This is a genomic window from Streptomyces sp. Ncost-T10-10d (assembly GCF_900091955.1).
Lineage (GTDB): Bacteria > Actinomycetota > Actinomycetes > Streptomycetales > Streptomycetaceae > Streptomyces.
On sequence record NZ_FMDF01000227.1, the window covers coordinates 25,441 to 44,515 of the forward strand.

Here is a 19,075-nt window from a genome sequence, read left to right on the forward strand (position 1 = left end):
CCTTTGGCTACCCGAAGGTGGCCGGTTGGGTTTCACGCGTCCGCCTCCGCCGGAGGGCGGGACTCGGCACCAAAGGGCGCCTGTGCGTGCTGTTGTTGACCGAGCCACCCTCCCCCATAGCCCGAAGGGCATGGGAGGTTCCCCCCTGGCGGGCTCGGGCCTCGATCTCGACCGAGGCGTTGTGGTCAGCGTCGTCCTCGTGCCCGCAGTGCACGCACGCGAACAGTCGGCCGCAGCCTTTGCGGGACTGCGGATCCGTCCGGCCGCAGGCCGCGCAGGTCTGCGAGGTGTGAAACGGCGGCACCGGTCGCAGCTCGGAGCCGTACAGGAGGCATTTGTATTCCGGCTGCCGCCTGCGTTCACCGGGGCAGTTGTCGAGGATGGATCGGTTGAGTCCGGCCTTCTGCCTTACGTTGCGGCCGGGTTGCTTTGCGGCGCCTTTGGCGCTGGCGGTCATGTTCGTCACGCGCAGGTCCTCGATTTTTCGAGTTGGTCAGCTCGCTCAAGGCGGCTCCTCCCGTCGCCTGCGCCAGAAGTACTTCACCTCCAACCCGAAGGGCCGAGAACTGCGCATGAATCATCGGTAGCGGGTGCCGCTCTTCGCCGGTTGACGGGCGAAGGCCCCGGGCGCGTGCATCGGCGCTGATCGGGGACTGCTGCGCGCACTCGCCCGAGCAACCGACCTCACCGGGATGGCACTTCATCTGAGACGCTGAACCCATGGATCTGATCCCCGCGCCCGTCGCCGTCGAAGGCCTGGCCCCCGATGGTTTCCTGCTGGACCGGAGCACCACGCTTTACGCGGCGCCCGGCACAGAGACCACGGAGCGCTGGCTGCGTTCCATGGTTGGTCCTGCCCTCGGTCTGCAACTGCTGCCGGGAGATGAAAGGGCCAAGAATTCGGTCGCGCTGCACATCGACGACGCCCTGGAGCCCGAGGCGTACAAGCTCGGTGTGGTCCGGAGCCAGGGCATTGAGATCCGCGGCGGCAGCGCGGCTGGGGTTTTCTGGGGGGCCCAGACCCTGCGTCAGCTCCTTGGCCCCGACGCTTTCCGCCGCGCGCCTGTCCACTCCGACAAGAAGTGGGTCATCCCCTTCACGGAGATCGAGGACAGCCCCCGCTTCCCCTGGCGCGGCATGATGCTCGACGTGGCCCGGCACTTCCTGCCCAAGGACGACGTCCTGCGCTACCTCGACCTCCTTGCCGCGCACAAGCTGAACGTCTTCCACTTCCACCTCACCGACGACCAGGGCTGGCGCATCGAGATCACGCGCTACCCGCGTCTCACCGAGGTCGGCTCCTGGCGGTCCCGTACCAAGCACGGCCACCGGGCCTCCGAACTGTGGGACGAGACCCCGCACGGCGGCTACTACACGCAGGACGACATCCGCGAGATCGTCGCGTACGCCGCCGAGCGGCATATCCGCGTCGTCCCCGAGATCGACATCCCGGGCCACTCGCAGGCCGCCATCGCCGCGTACCCCGAACTGGGCAACACCGACGTCATCGACACCACCACCCTCTCCGTCTGGGACACCTGGGGCATCAACGCGAACGTACTCGCCCCCACTGACAACACCCTGCGCTTCTTCGAGGGAGTCCTCGAAGAGGTCCTCGATCTCTTCCCCGCCGCCACCTCGCCGTTCATCCACATCGGTGGCGACGAGTGCCGCAAGGACCAGTGGAAGGAGTCCCCGGCCGCCCAGGCCCGGATCGAGGAATTCGGCCTGGCCAACGAGGACGAGCTGCAGTCCTGGGTCATCCGGCACTTCGACACCTGGCTCACCGCACGCGGACGCCGGCTCATCGGCTGGGACGAAATCCTCGAAGGCGGCCTCCCGGCGGGCGCCGCCGTGTCGTCCTGGCGGGGGTACGGAGGAGGCATCGCCGCCGCCGAGGCCGGCCACGACGTGGTGATGTGCCCGGAGCAGCACGTGTACCTGGACCACCGTCAGGACGGCGGCGCCGACGAGCCGATGCCCATCGGCTTCGTCCGCACCCTGGAGGACGTCTACCGCTTCGAACCCGTACCTCCGGGCCTTTCCGAGGAGGCGGCCCGTCACATCCTCGGCACCCAGGCCAATGTCTGGACCGAGGTCATGCAGAACCGGGCCCGCGTCGACTACCAGGTCTTCCCACGCCTCGCGGCGTTCGCGGAGGTCGCCTGGTCGCCCCTGCCCGCCTCCGCCGAACGGGACTTCACCGACTTCGAACGCCGAATGACCACGCACTACGCCCGACTTGACGCGCTCGGCGTCGACTACCGGCCGCCGAGCGGCCCGTTGCCCCGGCAGCAGCGCCCGGGCGTCCTCGGGCGCCCCCTTGAGGGACCGCCCCCGAACGTGTGATGCCGGTCGCGCTCCGGCTCCGGCCGTCACCCTCCCCGGGAGCGTGACGGCCGGCGTTCGTTCCCCTGTGACGCACCCCGCCGGAACGGAATACCGGAACGCGTTCCGTCGGCACGGAGCAGCCGGAAGCGGCCACACTCGGACCGGAACGCGTCACCGCCGGACCGGAACGCGGCACCGCTGGACCGGAATGCGCCCCCGCCGGACCGGAACAGCCGTAACGGAACAAGCCGAACAAGGCTCGCCGAAGAGTGACAATTCGCGCTCTGTGTCGAAGCGGGGCGAATCGTGACCATCCCCCTGGTCGGGGACGGATGCGCCCTTCGCGGACCCTCGCGTCGGGTCGGTCGGAAGATGTGCCAGAGTTGCCACGTCCGGGCTTTGAGCACGTACCGTACGGCGAAACGAGCCGGACCGCCGGGACACCGGGAAGGGGCAGCTGGGTTGACCACGCACGCACCGCAGGCGACGCAGTCCGTGACACTGCCGGCCTCGCTCGACGAGGCCGTGGCGGCGCTGGGCGCCATGCCCGCCGCCGTTCCTGTGGCAGGCGGTACAGACCTGATGTCGGCCGTCAACAAGGGGCTGCTGCGCCCCTCGGGGCTGGTCGGGCTCGGCCGGATCAGCGAGCTCCGCGGCTGGCACTACCAGGACGGCCACGCCCTGCTCGGCGCCGGACTCACCCACGCACGCATGGGGCGGCCCGACTTCGCCGCCCTCATCCCCGCCCTGGCCGCGTCCGCACGTGCCGCGGGCCCGCCCCAGATCCGTAACGCCGGAACACTCGGTGGCAACATCGCCACCGCCGCCCCGACCGGTGACGCCCTGCCGGTGCTCGCCGCGCTGGAGGCCGAGCTCGTCATCGCGGGCCCCGGCGGCGCCCGCCGCGAGATCCCGGTCTCGCACCTGCTGGCCGGCCGCGACATGCTCGAACCCGCCGAACTGATCGGCTTCGTCCGGGTACCGCTGCTGCACGCCCCCCAGGTCTTCCTGAAGGCCACCGGCCGCACCGGTCCCGGCCGCGCCACCGCATCCGTCGCGATCGTCCTCGACCCGGCCCGGCGCGGAGTGCGCTGCGCGGTCGGCGCCATCGCGCCGATGCCGCTGCGGCCGCTGGAGGCCGAGCGCTGGATCGCCTCACTGATCGACTGGGACGGCGAACGGGGCCTGGCCCCCGATGCGCTGGCCGCCTTCGGCGAGTACGTCGCCGCGGCCTGCATCCCGGACCAGGCACCGCCCGCCGACGGGGGAGAGGCGCCACCGCTGCCCCCCGCCGTACTGCATCTGCGGCGAACCGTCGCCGCGCTGGCCCGACGAGCGCTGGGGAGGGCACTGTCGTGAGCAACGAGGACCACAACGATCAGCACGGGCAGCGGGAGCAGCCGCAGCACGGGGGCTGGCAGCCGACGCCGCAGGGCGGCGAGTACGACGCCGAGGCGACGGCCTTCGTCCATCTGCCGCCGGAGGACCTGGCGGACATCCCGCTGGCCGCGCCCGGCCACGGCTACGTACCGCCGATGATCCTGCCGCTGACCCCCGCGGCCGGGCTCGACCCGGCGGCCACGGGCAGCTGGGTCATGCAGACGCAGAGCCGGCAGGAGCGCGGGCCGGAAGCGGAGCAGCCGCCATCCGACGCGGTGCACTGGCCGGACCCGAACCAGCAGCAGCCGCAGTACGGGTACGAGTACCCGCAGCAGGAGCAGTACCGGGAGACGCCGGCCGCGACGGGCCAGTGGAACTTCGCCGAGTCCGCCGAGCCCACCGAGTTCGGTGAGTTCGGCGGTTACGCGGACCACAGTGGTCAGGCCGGACACGCTGCTCCGGCCGAGCACAGCGGTCAGTCCGGGCACGGCGGCCAGCCCGACCACAGCGGTCAGCCCGAGCACAGTGGTCAGTCCGGGCGCAGCGGTCATGCCGATCCCGCCGGACACACCGGCCAGTGGACGATTCCGGTCGCCGACGGTGACCTCCCGGAGGAGTCCGGCGAGTTCGCGGCGTCGGCTCTGGCCTCCCAGTGGTACGCGGACCGGACCCCGCCGGCCACGCTGCCGGGCGGTGCGCCGGCACCGTGGGCGACCCAGCAGCCGGTCGCGGACCCCGAGCCCGAGCTCGCGGTGGATCAGTCGGCACCCGGAGCGGACGTCGAGCCGGAGCACGCGTCGGGAGCCGACTCCGCGCCTGCGGTGGAGCCGTCCGCGTACGAAGACAGCACCCTCCAGGCTCCGGAGGCAGCACCGAGGACGGCTGCCGACGACGTACCCGTACCCGCTGCCGGAGACACCCCCGCTCTCGGGACGGACGTCGCACAGATCCCGGCCCCCGACACCGTTCCGGCGGCCGGCACCCCGGCCGAGCACCCGGTGGAGGCCACGCCCGAGCACCACCCGGCAGAGCCGTCGGTGGAGGCCACGCCCGAGCACCACCCGGCAGAGCCGCCGGCCGACACGGCACCCGGCCCCGAGCCGGAAACGGCCCCGGACGCACCATCACCGGACGCCCCGCCGGAAGCCTCACCGCTCCCCAGCGAGCACCCCGCCGCCTCCTACGTCCTGCATGTGAACGGCGCCGACCGCCCCGTCACCGACGCCTGGATCGGCGAGTCGCTCCTCTACGTACTCCGCGAGCGCCTCGGCCTCGCCGGTGCCAAGGACGGCTGCTCGCAGGGCGAGTGCGGTGCCTGCAACGTCCAGGTGGACGGCCGACTGGTCGCCTCCTGCCTGGTCCCCGCGGCGACCGCGGCCGGCAGCGAGGTCCGTACGGTCGAGGGTCTGGCCGTGGACGGCGAGCCGTCGGACGTCCAACGCGCCCTCGCCAAGTGCGGTGCCGTCCAGTGCGGCTTCTGCATCCCCGGCATGGCCATGACCATCCACGACCTGCTGGAGGGCAACCACGCCCCCAGCGAACTGGAGACGCGTCAGGCGCTCTGCGGCAACCTCTGCCGCTGCTCCGGCTACCGGGGTGTCCTCGACGCCGTGAACGAGGTCATCGCGGGCCGTGAGGCGATCACCGACCCCGCCTCGTCGGACTCCTCGTCCCCGGAGTCCGACGAGGCCCGCATCCCGCACCAGGCGGCCCCCGGCGCGGGTAGTGTTCAGCCGCACCTGCAGGACGGAGGCATGGCGTGAGCAACGACGCAGCCACCGCTGCCAACGCGACCAGCACACGGATCACCACACCGCCGGTCGAAGGCCCCGACACCGAGCCGCCCGCACTCGGCCTGGGCGTCTCCCTCCCGCCCGCCGACGCGCGCGCCAAGACCGAGGGCACCTTCCCGTACGCCGCCGACCTCTGGGCCGAGGGCTTGCTGTGGGCAGCCTTCCTCCGCTCCCCGCACCCGCACGCCCGCATCCTGTCCATCGACACCTCGGCCGCCGTCGAGATGCCGGGGGTACGGGCCGTCGTCACGCACGAGGACGTACCCGGGGAGAGCGCGTACGGGCGCACGGTCGTAGACCGCCCCGTCTTCGCCTCCGACCTGGCGCGCCACCACGGCGAGCCGATCGCCGCGGTCGCCGCCGACCACCCCGACACGGCCCGGCTCGCCGCCGCGGCCATTGCCGTCGAGTACGAGGTCCTCGAACCGGTCACCGACCCGGAGAAGGCATTCGAGGCCGAGCCCCTGCACCCCGACGGCAATCTGATCCGCCACATCCCGCTGCGCTACGGCGACCCGGATGTCACCGGCGAGGTCGTCGTCGAGGGCCTGTACCGCATCGGCCGTCAGGACCCGGCCCCGATCGGCGCCGAAGCCGGACTCGCCGTGCCCCGCCCCGACGGCGGAGTGGAGATCTACACCGCCTCCACCGACCCGCACACCGACCGCGATCTCGCCGCCGCCTGCTTCGGCCTCGAACCGGACCGGGTGAAGGTAGTCGTCACGGGCGTCCCCGGAGCGACCGGCGACCGGGAGGACCCCGGCTTCCAGCTCCCACTCGGGCTGCTCGCCCTACGCACCGGCTGCCCGGTCAAACTGGCCGCCACCCGCGAGGAGTCCTTCCTCGGCCACGCCCACCGCCACCCGACGCTGCTGCGTTACCGCCATCACGCGGACGCCGAGGGCCGGCTGGTGAAGGTCGAGGCACAGATCCTGCTCGACGCGGGCGCGTACGCCGACGCCTCGTCCGAGTCGCTGGCCGCAGCGGTCGCGTTCGCCTGTGGACCGTACGTCGTCCCGCACGCCTTCATCGAGGGCTGGGCGGTCCGTACGAACAACCCGCCGTCGGGTCATGTGCGCGGCGAGGGCGCGATGCAGGTCTGCGCGGCGTACGAGGGCCAGATGGACAAACTGGCCGCCAAGCTGGGCATCGACCCGGCCGAATTGCGCCTGCGCAACGCCCTGTCCACCGGGGACATCCTCCCCACCGGCCAGACGGTGACCTGCCCGGCACCGGTAGCCGAACTTCTTGACGCTGTACGGGACTTCCCCCTCCCCGACCTCCCCAAGGACGCCCCGGAGGACGACTGGCTGCTCCCCGGCGGCCCGGAGGGCGCGGGCGAGCCCGGTGCGGTGCGCCGAGGGGTCGGCTATGCGCTCGGCATGGTCCACATGCTCGGGGCGGAGGGCGCCGACGAGGTCTCCACGGCCACGGTCAGGGTCCACGACGGCATCGCGACGGTCATCTGCGCCGCGGTCGAAACGGGCCAGGGCTTCTCGACCCTCGCCCGTCAGGTGGTCCAGGAGACCCTGGGCATCGAAGAGGTCCACGTAGCGTCCGTCGACACCGACCAGCCCCCGGCGGGCCCGGCGACGCACGGCCGCCACACCTGGGTCTCGGCAGGAGCGGTGGAACGCGCCGCCAAGATGGTCCGCACCCAGCTTCTCCAGCCCCTGGCCCACAAGTTCGGCATGTCCACGGAGCTGCTGCAGATCTCCGACGGCAAGATCACCTCGTACGACGGGGTGCTGTCCACGACGGTCACGGAAGCGATGGACGGCAAGGAACTCTGGGCCACCGCCCAGTGCCGCCCCCACCCGACCGAGCCCCTGGACGAGTCGGGTCAGGGCGACGCCTTCGTCGGCCTCGCCTTCTGCGCGATCCGCGCGGTGGTGGACGTCGACATCGAACTCGGCTCCGTACGGGTCGTGGAGATGGCGATCGCCCAGGACGTCGGCCGGGTCCTCAACCCGTCCCAGCTGGCGACCCGTATCGAGGCGGGCATCACCCTGGGCATCGGCGCCGCCCTCACCGAGAACCTCCGCAGCGCCCGCGGCCTGATCCGCCACCCCGATCTCACCGGCTACGCACTCCCGACCGCCCTGGACGCACCGGACATTCGCATCGTCAAACTCATCGAAGAGCGCGACGTGGTGGCCCCCTTCGGCGCCAAGCCCGCGTCAGCCGTACCCGTGGTGACCTCCCCGGCAGCAGTGGCCGCAGCCGTGCGAGCGGCCACCGGCCGCCCGATCAACCGCCTCCCCATCAGGCCCCAGGCGGCGGTGGCGGCCCCCAAGTCCTGAGCCCTGCAAGGTTGGCGTGATCCGGGTTGCACATGCAACCCGGAGGTGCGCACTGTCACCGCTGCTGGCTAAGGTGAACCCCGAGGCTGAAGTCGAAGCGTCAATCGGCTGTTGCTAAACGGGGGAGGGTGTTGTGGGGCAGAGTGATCCGGGGGCGGAATCACCGGCGTATCCACTGAGTTTCGTGGGTGCCGTGGGCGGCATGGGGGCGGTGGCACCGGGCGCCGCGAGCGAACTGTTCACCGAGCTGTCGTCGTTCACCAAGTTCCGCGACCGCGTCGACGAGCTCCTGCGCAACCTCAAGGCGTCTCCGGCCGGGCCGGGGAAGGTCGGCGAGGACACGATGGGGCGCGAGCGGTTTGGTGGCGGCAAGGGTGAGTGGGTGGAGGCGGATGGCCTCCACGGCTCGTACTCCAAGGTCATCAAGGAGCTGGAGGGGCTGTCCCAGCTACTGTCCGACTCCATCGAAGGCATGAGCATCGCAGTCCTCGGGGCCCACAAGGGCTACGAGTCCGTCGACTTGGACGTTCGTCAGCGCATGCTCGCGATCAAGCACAGCACGGAGACCCACCACCAGGCAGAACAGGCCGCGGCGGACGCTGCGGCGAAGAACGCACACAAGCCTTCGGTCAAGTCGGAGGAGCCGGGGGACACGTCTGACAGCCGTGCCTATTGATACCGGTGGAGATGTTCTCTGCATGCGAAGGACGGGGACGAGGACGGGGAGAGGGGCGGCGTCATGGGTACGGATTTCGACAAGAAGACTCACGAGGAGATGCTGAAGTGGCTGGACCAGGCCAACAGTGGTGAGATCCAGGGGGCTGCTGATCGTCTGAAGAGCGCGGCGTCGGAGATTCGCAAGATTGCCGAGGACTTGAAGGTCCGCCCGCAGTGGGTGGAGTGGAAGGGCGAAGGGGCCAACGCGTTCCGCACGTGGAGTGCGGACCTGGCCAACGCGACGCTGCGCCTGGGGGATTACAGCGAGGGCGCCTCGAAGTGGCTCGGTGAGGCATCGAACGCGATCGCGTCGGCACAGGTGTCGATTCCTCGGACGGAGGCGGGCGCACAGGCGAATCTGGAGGCCGCCCTCGCCGCACGAAACGACCCTGATGCGTCGGCGGTGGCGAAGAAGTCAGCAGAGACGTTGATCGCGTCGAGGGAGAAGAACCGCGAAGAGGCGGCTGCGCAGATGCGGAGGTTGGCGCAGACGTACAGCTTCTCGTCGACGCAGATGGCGGGCCTGGAGAAGCCGGTGTTTCCGGCTATGCCAGAGGCGATCGCGCCGCAGGGTGCACAGAAGCACGACGGGGCACAAGACGGACACGTCGTGCTTGGAGGTGGATACGGGCCTGCTGCCAGCGGCGCGGGTTACACCACCACTGCATCGGGACATGAAACCGATGCAACAGTTGGTGTGACGGCGCCCGGGGGCATGGGCATGACCTCGCACACCGTGTCGCCCCCCGCCTCGAGACCGGTGGATATGGGGATTGATGGACTGGCCGTGCTGCCGGATGCTCCATCCACCCCGCCCGCCAACCCTGCGGTACCGCCGACCGGACCCAGGCAGGACACCGTCCTCCCGCCGACTGTGGGCGTACTTCCGCCTGTCCCCAGTGTCAACCCCTCCGCACCGCCCCGCACCAGTGGAGGGGGCAGAACGCTCGGGATGCCACGTCCGCCGGTGTCTGCCCCGGGTGTGAATCCGCTTGCCCCTGGGCCCGTGGGCCGTTCCACCGGGCCAGGGATCACCGGCGGGCGTGTTGTGCCCCCAACCTCAGGCCGTCCTGCGGTCGGTATTCCGCGTGGGATGGTCATGGGCACCGAGAACGCTCACGGCTCGGCACCCATGGGACGTGCTCCGGGCATGAGCGGTGGGATTGGTCCCGGCGTTTCTCCGAACTCAGCTGGCGGCGGACGTCGACTGGCCAGCGAGGCGGGTGGCGTGGTCGGGGGACGCCAGCAGCAGGGTCGACCGGGTGTGCGACCGTTCACGCCTGGAGGGTCAGGTCTGCTGAGAGGTGGCGCCTCGGGGGAATCCGAGCGCGGCGCAGGGCTGGCAGGACGGGGTGGTGGGATCGCTCCTCAAGGCTCTCGGACGCATGGGGCAGGGCGCGACGAGGGCGGCGAGCGGCCGGACTACCTGGTTGAAGACGATGAGACCTGGCAGCAGGGTGAACGACGGGTTGTCCCGCCGGTCATCGACTGATCAACACAGAACTGACAAGGGATTCGGATGCGCATCAGGAGCTGGGAACTTACACGACGGCGAACCGCGACGTCGGTCGCGTTGAGCCTGCTTCTGATGGGCGCCGCCGCCATGCCCGCGTCTGCCGACACCGCACGCTCCATGCAGTGGCACCTCGATGTCATGAAGGCCGAAGAGATGTGGAAGACGAGCACGGGCAAGGGAGTCGTTGTGGCCGTGCTCGACAGTGGTGTGGATCCATCGAACCCTGACCTTGGCGGACAGGTGCTCAAGGGAAAGGACTTGGAGCCGGATGCCGCGGGTGACGAGCACACCGACTACGACGGTCATGGTACGAGCATGGCAGGGCTGATCGCAGGGACGGGAAGAAGTAACGGAGGAAGAGGCGCGTTCGGGCTTGCGCCGGGGGCCAAGATTCTCCCAGTCCGCATGCCTGAGTCCGGAGTTGGCGCAAACCAGGCAGAGGGGGACGCCGAATTCAATCGGGTTGCTCCCGTGGCGATTCGGTACGCGGTCGACCGAGGCGCAAAGGTCATCAACATTTCCCTGGGCGCCCACGCAGGGTCGCAGGCCCTGACGGATGCCGTGAAGTACGCACTCGACAACGGATCGTTGATCTTTGCTGCCGCCGGCAACAGCGGTAAAGGGTCCAACATGCTGGAATACCCGGTCGGAACACCAGGGGTTGTCGGTGTTGGGGCCATCGACCAGGATGGGAAGAAGACCGACGAGTCCCAGTACGGGCCGCAGATCGATTTCACGGCGCCAGGCATTGACATGGTCCACCCCTGCACAGGCGGAACTCAGTTGTGCAAGACGAGCGGAACCAGTGATGCCACTGCCATCGCCTCCGCGTCTGCCGCCCTCATCTGGTCCAAGCACCCTGACTGGACCAACAATCAGGTCCTCCGCGTCATGCTGAATACGGCCGGTGGTCCGACCAGCGGTGCCAAGCGGAATGACTACGTGGGTTACGGCTCTGTCCGCCCCCGCATTGCCCTGAAGACCCCGGGCGACCCCGGCCCGGCCGACGCGTACCCGCTCCCCGACCTCGCGGCGGCCGAGAGCCCCAGCCCTTCTGCCGAGCCTTCCAAGGCGACCGGAAGTTCAAAGGACACTGACAAACCCGCCACAGCAGCCTCGGCATCCGGCGACACCAGCAGCAAGACCGGCCTCTGGATCGGCCTAGGTATCGGCGCAGTCGCGCTCATCGGCGCGGCGGCCGCCGCCTTGGCCGTCCGCTCCCGCCGCCGCAAGGCCGCCGCAGCCGCACCGCCCGCGTACCCGTACCAGCCTCCGCACCCCAACCCGTACCAGCAGCCCCAGGCGCAACATCAGCCCACGCCCCCGAGTTTCGGGCCCCCTCCCCCTGGCCACCCCGGCTTCAACTCGCCCTACGGCGACCCTCCGTACGGTGAAGGGCCAAGGAACTGATCAGGCGTTGAAGGACAACAAAGCCGGTCGGCCGCCAGACGGGACGACATTGTCGGCGGCCGCCCTGCTCCGCAGGCTTCCGGCCGGCCGACGAGCAGTCTTCCTCGCGGCACCGTCATCGGTGGCGAGGAACCCGCTCCGTCCGTGAGTCAATGGGGCGTGGCATGGGCGGCACGGTGGTGGTCGACGTCTGGCAGGTGAGACCGGTTGGGTGGCCGGTGGCCGCCCACAGCAGCCCGGACGCGCGAGCGCTCGCGCGTACGAACCAATCTTCGTATCTGTACCGGCCTTCTTGCCCTCAGCATGAGTTCACACCCCGGCGGCCTTCCGGCCCCCTCCCGCAGCCCCTCACGGCTCCAACTTGCCGCACGGCGGAGCTCCATAAGGTCGGCCGAGCAGTTGAGTTCGCATTCATGTCCCCTTTCCCGCGTCCCTGTGCTGCGCCGGGGATTTGGGGTGGGCAGGCGGGTTCCGTGCCGGCAAGGTCATTGACGGCGACTCGGTGCTTTTGGTCGCCTTGCGAGGGCGTAGAAATAACCAAGCACGAGAAGCAAGCCTAGTATGCCAAGCCCGACAAATGAGAGGATTTCACGCACTCCTGCCCCATTGGAAATGCCGGAAACTGTTCCCACGACACCCGCCAGGGTTCCCAGAATTCCCATAATGAAGATTCTGTGATTCCCGAAAATGCCATCGATCAAGAACCGCCCGCCTCGCCCCGACAGGCCTTCCCCTCTGTTCATTGCACGCCTCACTTCCAATGCACTCTCCCTGGGTCTCGGGGTGCCATTATTTTCGCGTCCGGCCGTTCCGAGGCGCTCTGTGCAGGGGTGTAATAGAAATCCAGCCCGGTGGCAACGACGCCGGCAGGAAAACCGAAGACCTTTCCGCCCAGCCCTCCGATCTTGTTCATCAGCGTCGGCTTTCGATGTAGCCCTCCACCGCCAGATGTTTCCACCAACCATGCCCCCATGCCAGCCGCATAGGCGGGCGTCCCGCCGATAAAATACGACCTGGCGCTGGCCCAGTCACGTTTCTGGATGCTGTCGGCGCTGTTTAGCCTTGGCCCCCGAGGCGACCGCGGCAACGTCCTGCACTGGTCCGCCTGACGCCTCCGCCACCAACGCCGAGCTGCTGAAACCCGCCACCTTAACGACCTGACGGACTCGACCTCGGTCACGTTCTCACTGGTCATCAATACATCTTCCATGACCGGGAGTTGCACCGAACGTTTTACAGTCCCGGAACGAGGGCCTCCAGTCTCAAGTTACGATCAGTTCTTTGCGGTGACTCTAGGATTTCGATCACGTGTATGACTTACTGAGGCCATGCCGTCCTAACGAGGGACGCCTAGGGGAAAGGTGCCTCGTGAGCATCATCAAACGGGGATCAGTAGGTTCCGTCATCGCGTTCGCTGTACTCGCCGGGATAGCGACGGCGCCCGCGTACGCGCGGCCGGCATCGGCTGTTTCAGCCGATGACCCGGAGCCGGTGGGCACCGCTCCGCCGATGGAGCCGGAAGAAGGCGATCTGGTCGACGCCACGGATCCCGAGCCCGAGCCGGAGGAGACTATTCCGCCGGGCAAGCCGGGTGACACGACGAACGGGGAGTATTGCGGTCCGACGCAGGCCGTCTACACACCCAAGACCAAGGGCACCAAGTACCACAAGGGTGTGGGACCGACGAACGCCAACTACAACGGGACATCACGCACCGCGCGTTCGACGTTCACCTCCGAGGTCACCGGTGAAGTCGGAGTCAGCATCACGGCAGGCCTGACGACCAGCATCGACGCGATGATCGCGAAGATCGAGGGCAAGTGGGAAGTCAACCTGAGCGCCAAGCTGACAGCGAAGATGGGCAACCAGATCTCGGTGGACACGCCTCCGAAGACGACGACGAACGCCAGCTACGGCGTCTACCGGCTCAAGAACACCGGCACGAGCTACAAGATCTACAGCAACTGCAAGACCTCAGCAGTAAAGACCATTACCAGCTACACACCCATGAAGGTGGGCTGGGCCCTGTGGGAGGGCTGAGCTTTCCGGTTCCTGCCCGTGTTTCTTCCTGCCTCGCTGCGACTGTCATGACCGCGCTGGCGCTGGCTGGATGCAGCGGGGAGAAGGAGCCCTCAGCAACCGAACCAACCACCTCGCGATCTGCACGGCCCAGCCCCTCCCAGATTAGTGACCGGGCCGAGCACATCGAAGGCGAGACGGTTTCCCGGGCGCCCAAGCCTGTCAATGACGGGCAGGTTCTGTTGTCCGTCACGTCCAAGCAAGGGAATGCTGAACTTCCTCTGACCAAGGAAATCGGCGCGGGAACGCTGGCCATCCAGGTCAATTGCCAAGGCAAGGGAATCCTTAACGTCAACGTCGACCCCGTGGGGCTCTCCTTTCCTCTGAACTGCGTCAACGAGGAAGTCAGTAGCACCTACAACGAAATCCATCTAAAAAGAGCGCGCAGCGAAGGCACCGTGCGGGTATCGGCCCCCTCGACGGTTCGCTGGGCCCTCACAGCCGAGCAATAGGCCTCACTCAGCAAGGAGGACGAGGCACGCTTGCGGGAAATGATGAAGGAAGCGTTCAGGGAAGAGCCGACGATCGCCTCCTGATCTCCGGATCGTACGAGAGAAGGCGACTGCCCGCGCCGCGCGCAGGGTGGTCGCCTTTCGTATGTGGGGACCCGGTGCAGATGCGGGTCGGTGGAAATCGCTTTATATGCATGGAGTTGAGTAGGTTCCCTGAGTGGCCCAGCGACTGCGGCGGGGGCGGCTCGCTTGCCGCTCGAGACGGTTCTCCGGCTGGAGGAGTTGCTGTTCCCGTCGATCACGGACGTGGCGGTGTTGTCGGTGGACGTGAACAGCGAGGCGATACGTGTCGAGGCCCGCAGGACCACGACCGGGGAGGCGAACGCCGGTTCCGGCTTGCGGTTTCCGCTGCGTCAACTCCTACGGTCGTCTGTGTGGCCGGACAGACCGGCCTGGCGATGGGAGGCACGGCAATGGCCTGGTCGATCGCGGATGTGGCCCGGATGTCCGGGGTGACGTCCCGGACGCTGCGGCATTACGACGAGATCGGTCTGCTGCCGCCTGCGTGGATCGGAAGCAATGGGCATCGCAACTACGAAGAGGCCGATCTGCTGCGGCTGCAGCAGATCTTGCTGATGCGGGAGTTGGACCTGGGGCTGCGCGAGATCCAGGCGGTTCTGGACAGTCAGGTCGACCGGGTGGCCGTGCTGCGCGAGCACCGCCGGCGGCTGCTCAGGGAGCATGACCGACTGGAGACGCTCGTCCGCACGGTTGAGCGGACCATCGCCGAACTGGAGGAAGGCAAGGACAACAACGACATGGAAAAGATCAACAGGCCGGAGAACCTGTTCGAGGGATTCGAGCCCTCCCCTGCTGAGGCCGAGGTGCGCGAGCGGTGGCCGAAGGCGTGGGAGCAGTCCCGGCAGGCCCTCGAGACGATGACCGCCGAGGACCAGGAGCAGTGGCAGCGTGAGGTGACGGCACAGATGATCCGCTTTGCGGAGTTCATGGTGGCCGGCACCCCGGTTGCCGATCCTGCGGTGCAGGTCGAAGTGGGCGCCCACCATCAGGGCATCTGCCGGTTCTGGACCCCGAACGCGGTTGCGTACAAGGGACTGGGCCGGACCTACGTCGACGACCCGCAGATCCGCGCGAACTACGACAAGATCGCCGACGGGCTGGCCGTCTACCTGCGCGACGCGATGGTCGTCTACGCCGATGCCCAGCTGAGCTGACCGACGGCTCACACTGCCGGGGGGCTGCAGACCCCCGGCGACAAGCAACTCTCCGCCGTGCTCAGAACACCCGACCCACCGGCCACGATCGCGGCGGCACGCCGGCTACTCCTACTCCTACTGCTCCTCCTCGTCGTACTCGTCGGAGTCGCCCAGCAGGTCGGAGAGGCGCTGGGTGGTGGGGTTGCCCAACTCATCTTCGGTGGAGAACAGTCCGTGCACGGCGCCCATCGGATAGATGGCCTCCTCCGTGTCTTCTCCGGGTACCCCCACGCAGGGGTCGTCGACGACCCCTGACGGATCCGCCTCCCCGAACAGGGACGGCAGTTCGGCGCCCTTCACGGCGAACGGCTCGAACTTCCACACCGCCCCCTGGGCGCGGCAGACCACTTCCCCGATGTACCAGCATGCCCCTTGAAGAAATGCGTCGCGTCGCGCTGCGAGGCTCTCCGTGTCGCCGTTGCACCGGCTGCGGATGAGGCCTTCCAGCGTGTCCAGGGACTGCGGGGAGAAGTCCCATGTCTCGGGGGTGCCGGTGGCCTCGGCCCAGTGCTCGAAGCTCTGGACGCGTTCGGTCAGCCACGCCGGCAGGTCGGGGTGAGTCTGCGGGGCGACGCCGGGGTCTGCGCGACCAGCCATGACACCCACTGTAGAGAGCCTCTCGGGTGGTAGGGGCGAACTGTCCTTCCTGTAAGCCCAGTTGACACGCCGATCCTCAACAACCCGAACGGCCCACGCTTCTCCTGTCGGTCCCTTCCAGTTGCAACTCACTTATGACTGAGGATAGTCGGGGCGCGCATCGGCCTGCGGAGTGTCTCTCATTTCGAGGGTGTCGGCGAGTCCTGGTGGGGTGCGGCGAGGAGTCGACGAACGGTAGGCATGGCTGCCCTTGGTTTCCATTTTATTCTGTTTCGCGAGAAAAGTGAGCACCTCCCGGGGTGCATCGGCTGAAACTGAGCGGCTAGCGTGAGCGTCGGTGAAAATGGCTTCGACGGCATCCAGGAATGGGTAACGGGGGAATTCGTGACGTTCGACGCAGAGTGGGCGGCACTTCGTGCGGAATCGACACAACGGGTCGATATGCGGCTCAACGGGGTCGAGGGCGGCACTGGTGGCCAAGCCGGCCCGGCCAACCCTGATCTGGCGGTCAATCAAGACCACTTGGGTGCCATTGGGCATGATGCGTACGGTTTGCGCACCCGGCTGTCCAAGGAGGGTGACCGCGCCCGGCCCGCGACCTTCGAAGCGGCGATCGCGCTTACCAATGGCAACTTCTCCAGTGGGACGGGACTGTTGAAGGTCCACGATCGGTGGAACACGCACCTGAAGACACTTCTTGATGCTTGCGCGCAGATTTCGAACCACCTTGATTACAGCAAGTCCGCCCATGCGAAGGACGATGTGCAGATCGGTGGCGATCTGATTTCTGTTTCCAAGCTCAACGAGTATCTGAAGTAGTGCGTGGGGGAACAGGGACATGCTGAAGTTCGAGGACATCGTCGATGCGCCCGTGGGCAAGCTGAAGACGGCAGCTGACGACTGGTCGAAGATGGTCACCGATCTGGACCGGCTGGCCGACGACGCTCAGGACGGCATGAAGGCCAAGGCGGACAAGGCCGAATGGGAGGGCGCCAACGCGGGCGTCACCAGGGGGTTCATCACCAAGACCGTCAATGAGTTCAAGGACGCCGCGGCCGAGGCCAAGGGTGTCAAGCAGATCCTCGAAGACGCCCACACGGCCATCAAGAAGGCCAAGGACGAACTGATCCGTATCCGCGACGACGAGGGGCCGGCGGCCGGAATCCATGTCGATGCCAAGGGCAAGGTGACAGCTCGGCACCCGCTGGAAAAATCCGGCATCTCACCCAACCAAGATCCCGACTACTTCGAAATTTTGGGCCAGCAGAAGAAGACGATCGAGGCATGGCAGAAGAAGATCGATCTCATCGTCGACAACTGCAACGACACCGACGTCGCCTTCAAGAACGCCCTTGAGGCCAACGTCACCGAGGGCCAAGACTTCAGTGCGCCGAAGTACAAGAACCTGGACCAGGAGGAGGCGGCCCGCGCCGCCGCGCTCGCTGCCAAGGGCCGCGACATCACACACACCGAACTCCAGGCCCTCAACGAGCTGCTTCACGACAACGGCAAGTCGCCCGAGTTCGCGAAGAACTTCTACGAGAAGCTCGGCCCGGAGAAGTCGCTCGCGTTCTTCGGTCAGCTCTCGACGGACACATATGAGTACGGAAAGGTCAACAAGGAACGGCTGAAGGACGTCCAGGACCTCCAGAAGAACCTGGGGCTCAACCTCGCCACCGCGTCCCACGACAAGAACTTCACCGCTGAGTGGGGTCCGGAGCTGCGCAAGCTCGGTACGGAGCGCATCCCGCTGGCCAAGCACGACAGCGGTGGGCCGTTCGGCTACCAGCTGCTGGGCGGGATCATGCGGTACGGGAACTACGACGCGAAGTTCCTGAACCCGATCGCCGAGCATGTGGCGCAGTTGCATCAGAAGGACCCGGACATGTTCGCCGACAGCAAGGTGGTGAACAGCCTGTTCAAGAACCCGTTCAACCCCTCCGGTGTCAACGGTTCCGGCTATGACCCGACGGTGTCCATGCTGGAGGCGCTCGGGAACAGCCCGGACGCGGCGAAGCACTTCTTCCACGACGACCCGACCGCGTACAACGAGGACGGCACCGTCAACGAGGGTGCCACGGCCGAACTCGGCAAGGACAAGGACGGGAAGGAGATCAAGAAATACCTCGACTTCTTCGGGGCCGAGAAGTGGGATACCTTCGGCGATGTCGACTCGCTCGACGAGAAGGAACTCAAGGCGTCCCTCAATTACATGCCGGATGCTCTCGGACATGCGCTGGAAGCGGCGACTCTCGGATATCCCGCAGGTCACCCCGACGCAAGCGTCGCGAGGGATGATGCCAATGCCGAGATCATGCGGAACGTGATGGAGAAGTACTCGGACGCCAAGCTGCTCAAGACCCAGGAATCATTGTCCGACAGCCTGGGCGCGATGGGCGCAGGGTATATCGATGACATCAACTGGGCGATGGACAAGAACAAGGAGGACAGCGTCTTCGCGCCTGGCGGGAACAGGGAGGGCCACCTCGACTTCTCCGACACCCTCGATTCCACCGGCGGCCGTGACATCGCCAGGAAATTCCTCGGCGCCCTGGGACATCACCCGGACGCCTATGCATCTTTGAGCGCCGCCGAGCAGGTCTACACGAGCAGCGCGCTTGAGGCGCAGGTGGGCAAGGACGGCGAAATCGACACGGGCGACGTCCGGCGGACAGTGAAGATCGGAGCCGAGGTTCAGGGAATGCTGGACCAGTCGCGTGCGGACCAGGTCGTGGCCGACGGTGTCAAGGCGCACGAGGACTTCGAGAAGGCTGCGGAGAAGCGTTCCGGCTGGATCGAGTTCGGTAGTACCGCCGCACTCGGGGCCGGAGTGGCAACGGCCGCCTTCTTTCTCCCTGCGGCGCCTGTCATCGGTGCCGGTGCGCTCCTGGTGCCGATGTTCACCGACGTGGGGACCGGGGCCCTTGAACAGGTCATCGGTGATGTGGTCGGCGGCATGGGGGAGGACGCGATCGACAAGAACAAGGAAAAGGTCGACGATCTCACCTCCGAGCAGCAGGCACTCATCTACTCGGCGGGAGAGAGCTATACGGAGACTCCGCTCGAGAGCTTCGTCGCTCGCCACCAGGACAAGATCGATGCGCTCGACGCTGAGACGCAGGGGGACTTGGCCGAGGACCTCGACGATTCGAGGATGCTCGGCTACGGGGACGGGAACCTTCGCGCGCGTGTCCAGGGTGTAGGCCCCGAGTCCTGATCG

General features: G+C 67.4%; 14 protein-coding genes. 12 read left to right on the top strand and 2 right to left on the bottom strand.

Features of this window, described 5'->3' with window-relative positions:
* Positions 1–7: 7 nt before the first annotated feature.
* Entirely contained in the window at positions 8–457 is a 450-nt protein-coding gene (locus tag GA0115254_RS40495) for a transposase (RefSeq protein WP_256103085.1), read from the bottom strand.
* 263 nt (positions 458–720) lie between these two features.
* On the opposite strand from GA0115254_RS40495, the gene GA0115254_RS40500 reads away from it, so the two are divergent.
* The 10 genes from GA0115254_RS40500 to GA0115254_RS40545 all read left to right on the top strand — a co-directional run bounded on the left by GA0115254_RS40500 (position 721) and on the right by GA0115254_RS40545 (position 15,216).
* Positions 721–2,349, top strand: a complete 1,629-nt coding sequence (locus tag GA0115254_RS40500) for a beta-N-acetylhexosaminidase (RefSeq protein WP_093900255.1) — start codon at positions 721–723, stop codon at positions 2,347–2,349.
* Between the two features lie 444 nt (positions 2,350–2,793).
* Positions 2,794–3,690 (top strand): FAD binding domain-containing protein, encoded by an 897-nt coding sequence (locus tag GA0115254_RS40505; protein ID WP_072484141.1) that lies wholly within the window; start codon positions 2,794–2,796, stop codon positions 3,688–3,690.
* Positions 3,687–5,474 (top strand): 2Fe-2S iron-sulfur cluster-binding protein, encoded by a 1,788-nt coding sequence (locus GA0115254_RS40510; RefSeq protein WP_093900256.1) that lies wholly within the window; start codon positions 3,687–3,689, stop codon positions 5,472–5,474. The genes GA0115254_RS40505 and GA0115254_RS40510 overlap by 4 nt, the downstream gene beginning before the upstream one ends.
* Positions 5,471–7,807, top strand: a complete 2,337-nt coding sequence (locus tag GA0115254_RS40515) for a xanthine dehydrogenase family protein molybdopterin-binding subunit (RefSeq protein ID WP_093900257.1) — start codon at positions 5,471–5,473, stop codon at positions 7,805–7,807. The genes GA0115254_RS40510 and GA0115254_RS40515 overlap by 4 nt, the downstream gene beginning before the upstream one ends.
* 184 nt (positions 7,808–7,991) lie before the next feature.
* Positions 7,992–8,483 carry a hypothetical protein gene (locus GA0115254_RS40520; protein ID WP_141720995.1) on the top strand — a complete coding sequence of 164 codons (492 nt, stop codon included), beginning with the start codon at positions 7,992–7,994 and terminating at the stop codon, positions 8,481–8,483.
* A 63-nt stretch (positions 8,484–8,546) separates the two neighbouring features.
* Positions 8,547–10,016, top strand: a complete 1,470-nt coding sequence (locus GA0115254_RS44050) for a WXG100 family type VII secretion target (RefSeq protein ID WP_141720996.1) — start codon at positions 8,547–8,549, stop codon at positions 10,014–10,016.
* A 27-nt stretch (positions 10,017–10,043) separates the two neighbouring features.
* Entirely contained in the window at positions 10,044–11,450 is a 1,407-nt protein-coding gene (gene mycP, locus GA0115254_RS40525; protein ID WP_093900259.1) for a type VII secretion-associated serine protease mycosin, read from the top strand.
* Positions 11,451–12,959: 1,509 nt separating this feature from the next.
* Positions 12,960–13,490 carry a hypothetical protein gene (locus GA0115254_RS40530; protein WP_093900260.1) on the top strand — a complete coding sequence of 177 codons (531 nt, stop codon included), beginning with the start codon at positions 12,960–12,962 and terminating at the stop codon, positions 13,488–13,490.
* 47 nt (positions 13,491–13,537) lie between these two features.
* The gene (locus tag GA0115254_RS47075; protein WP_256103049.1) at positions 13,538–13,981 is read left to right on the top strand and encodes a hypothetical protein; all 444 of its coding nucleotides are present in this window, start codon (positions 13,538–13,540) and stop codon (positions 13,979–13,981) included.
* Positions 13,982–14,454: 473 nt separating this feature from the next.
* Complete coding sequence (locus GA0115254_RS40545; protein ID WP_093900262.1) at positions 14,455–15,216, top strand: MerR family transcriptional regulator; 762 nt, start codon at positions 14,455–14,457, stop codon at positions 15,214–15,216.
* A 117-nt stretch (positions 15,217–15,333) separates the two neighbouring features.
* Here GA0115254_RS40545 and GA0115254_RS40550 read toward each other — a convergent pair whose 3' ends face one another.
* Positions 15,334–15,855 (bottom strand): hypothetical protein, encoded by a 522-nt coding sequence (locus GA0115254_RS40550; RefSeq protein WP_141720997.1) that lies wholly within the window; start codon positions 15,853–15,855, stop codon positions 15,334–15,336.
* A gap of 384 nt (positions 15,856–16,239) precedes the next feature.
* Here GA0115254_RS40550 and GA0115254_RS40555 point away from each other — a divergent pair, with 384 nt between their 5' ends.
* Together GA0115254_RS40555 and GA0115254_RS40560 are read left to right on the top strand one after the other, a co-directional pair.
* The gene (locus GA0115254_RS40555) at positions 16,240–16,674 is read left to right on the top strand and encodes a hypothetical protein (protein ID WP_093900421.1); all 435 of its coding nucleotides are present in this window, start codon (positions 16,240–16,242) and stop codon (positions 16,672–16,674) included.
* Between the two features lie 19 nt (positions 16,675–16,693).
* Positions 16,694–19,072, top strand: coding sequence for a hypothetical protein (locus GA0115254_RS40560; RefSeq protein WP_093900264.1), 2,379 nt, complete (start codon positions 16,694–16,696; stop codon positions 19,070–19,072).
* The last annotated feature ends 3 nt before the right edge of the window (positions 19,073–19,075 follow it).

Coding starts and splice junctions, on each gene's coding strand:
- GA0115254_RS40560 (WP_093900264.1), top strand. CDS start 16,694: ATGCTGAAGTTCGAGGACATCGTCGATGCGCCCGTGGGCAAGCTGAAG.
- GA0115254_RS47075 (WP_256103049.1), top strand. CDS start 13,538: ATGACCGCGCTGGCGCTGGCTGGATGCAGCGGGGAGAAGGAGCCCTCA.
- GA0115254_RS40545 (WP_093900262.1), top strand. CDS start 14,455: ATGGCCTGGTCGATCGCGGATGTGGCCCGGATGTCCGGGGTGACGTCC.
- GA0115254_RS40495 (WP_256103085.1), bottom strand. CDS start 457: ATGACCGCCAGCGCCAAAGGCGCCGCAAAGCAACCCGGCCGCAACGTA.
- GA0115254_RS40500 (WP_093900255.1), top strand. CDS start 721: ATGGATCTGATCCCCGCGCCCGTCGCCGTCGAAGGCCTGGCCCCCGAT.
- GA0115254_RS44050 (WP_141720996.1), top strand. CDS start 8,547: ATGGGTACGGATTTCGACAAGAAGACTCACGAGGAGATGCTGAAGTGG.
- GA0115254_RS40550 (WP_141720997.1), bottom strand. CDS start 15,855: ATGGCTGGTCGCGCAGACCCCGGCGTCGCCCCGCAGACTCACCCCGAC.
- GA0115254_RS40530 (WP_093900260.1), top strand. CDS start 12,960: ATGGAGCCGGAAGAAGGCGATCTGGTCGACGCCACGGATCCCGAGCCC.
- mycP (WP_093900259.1), top strand. CDS start 10,044: ATGCGCATCAGGAGCTGGGAACTTACACGACGGCGAACCGCGACGTCG.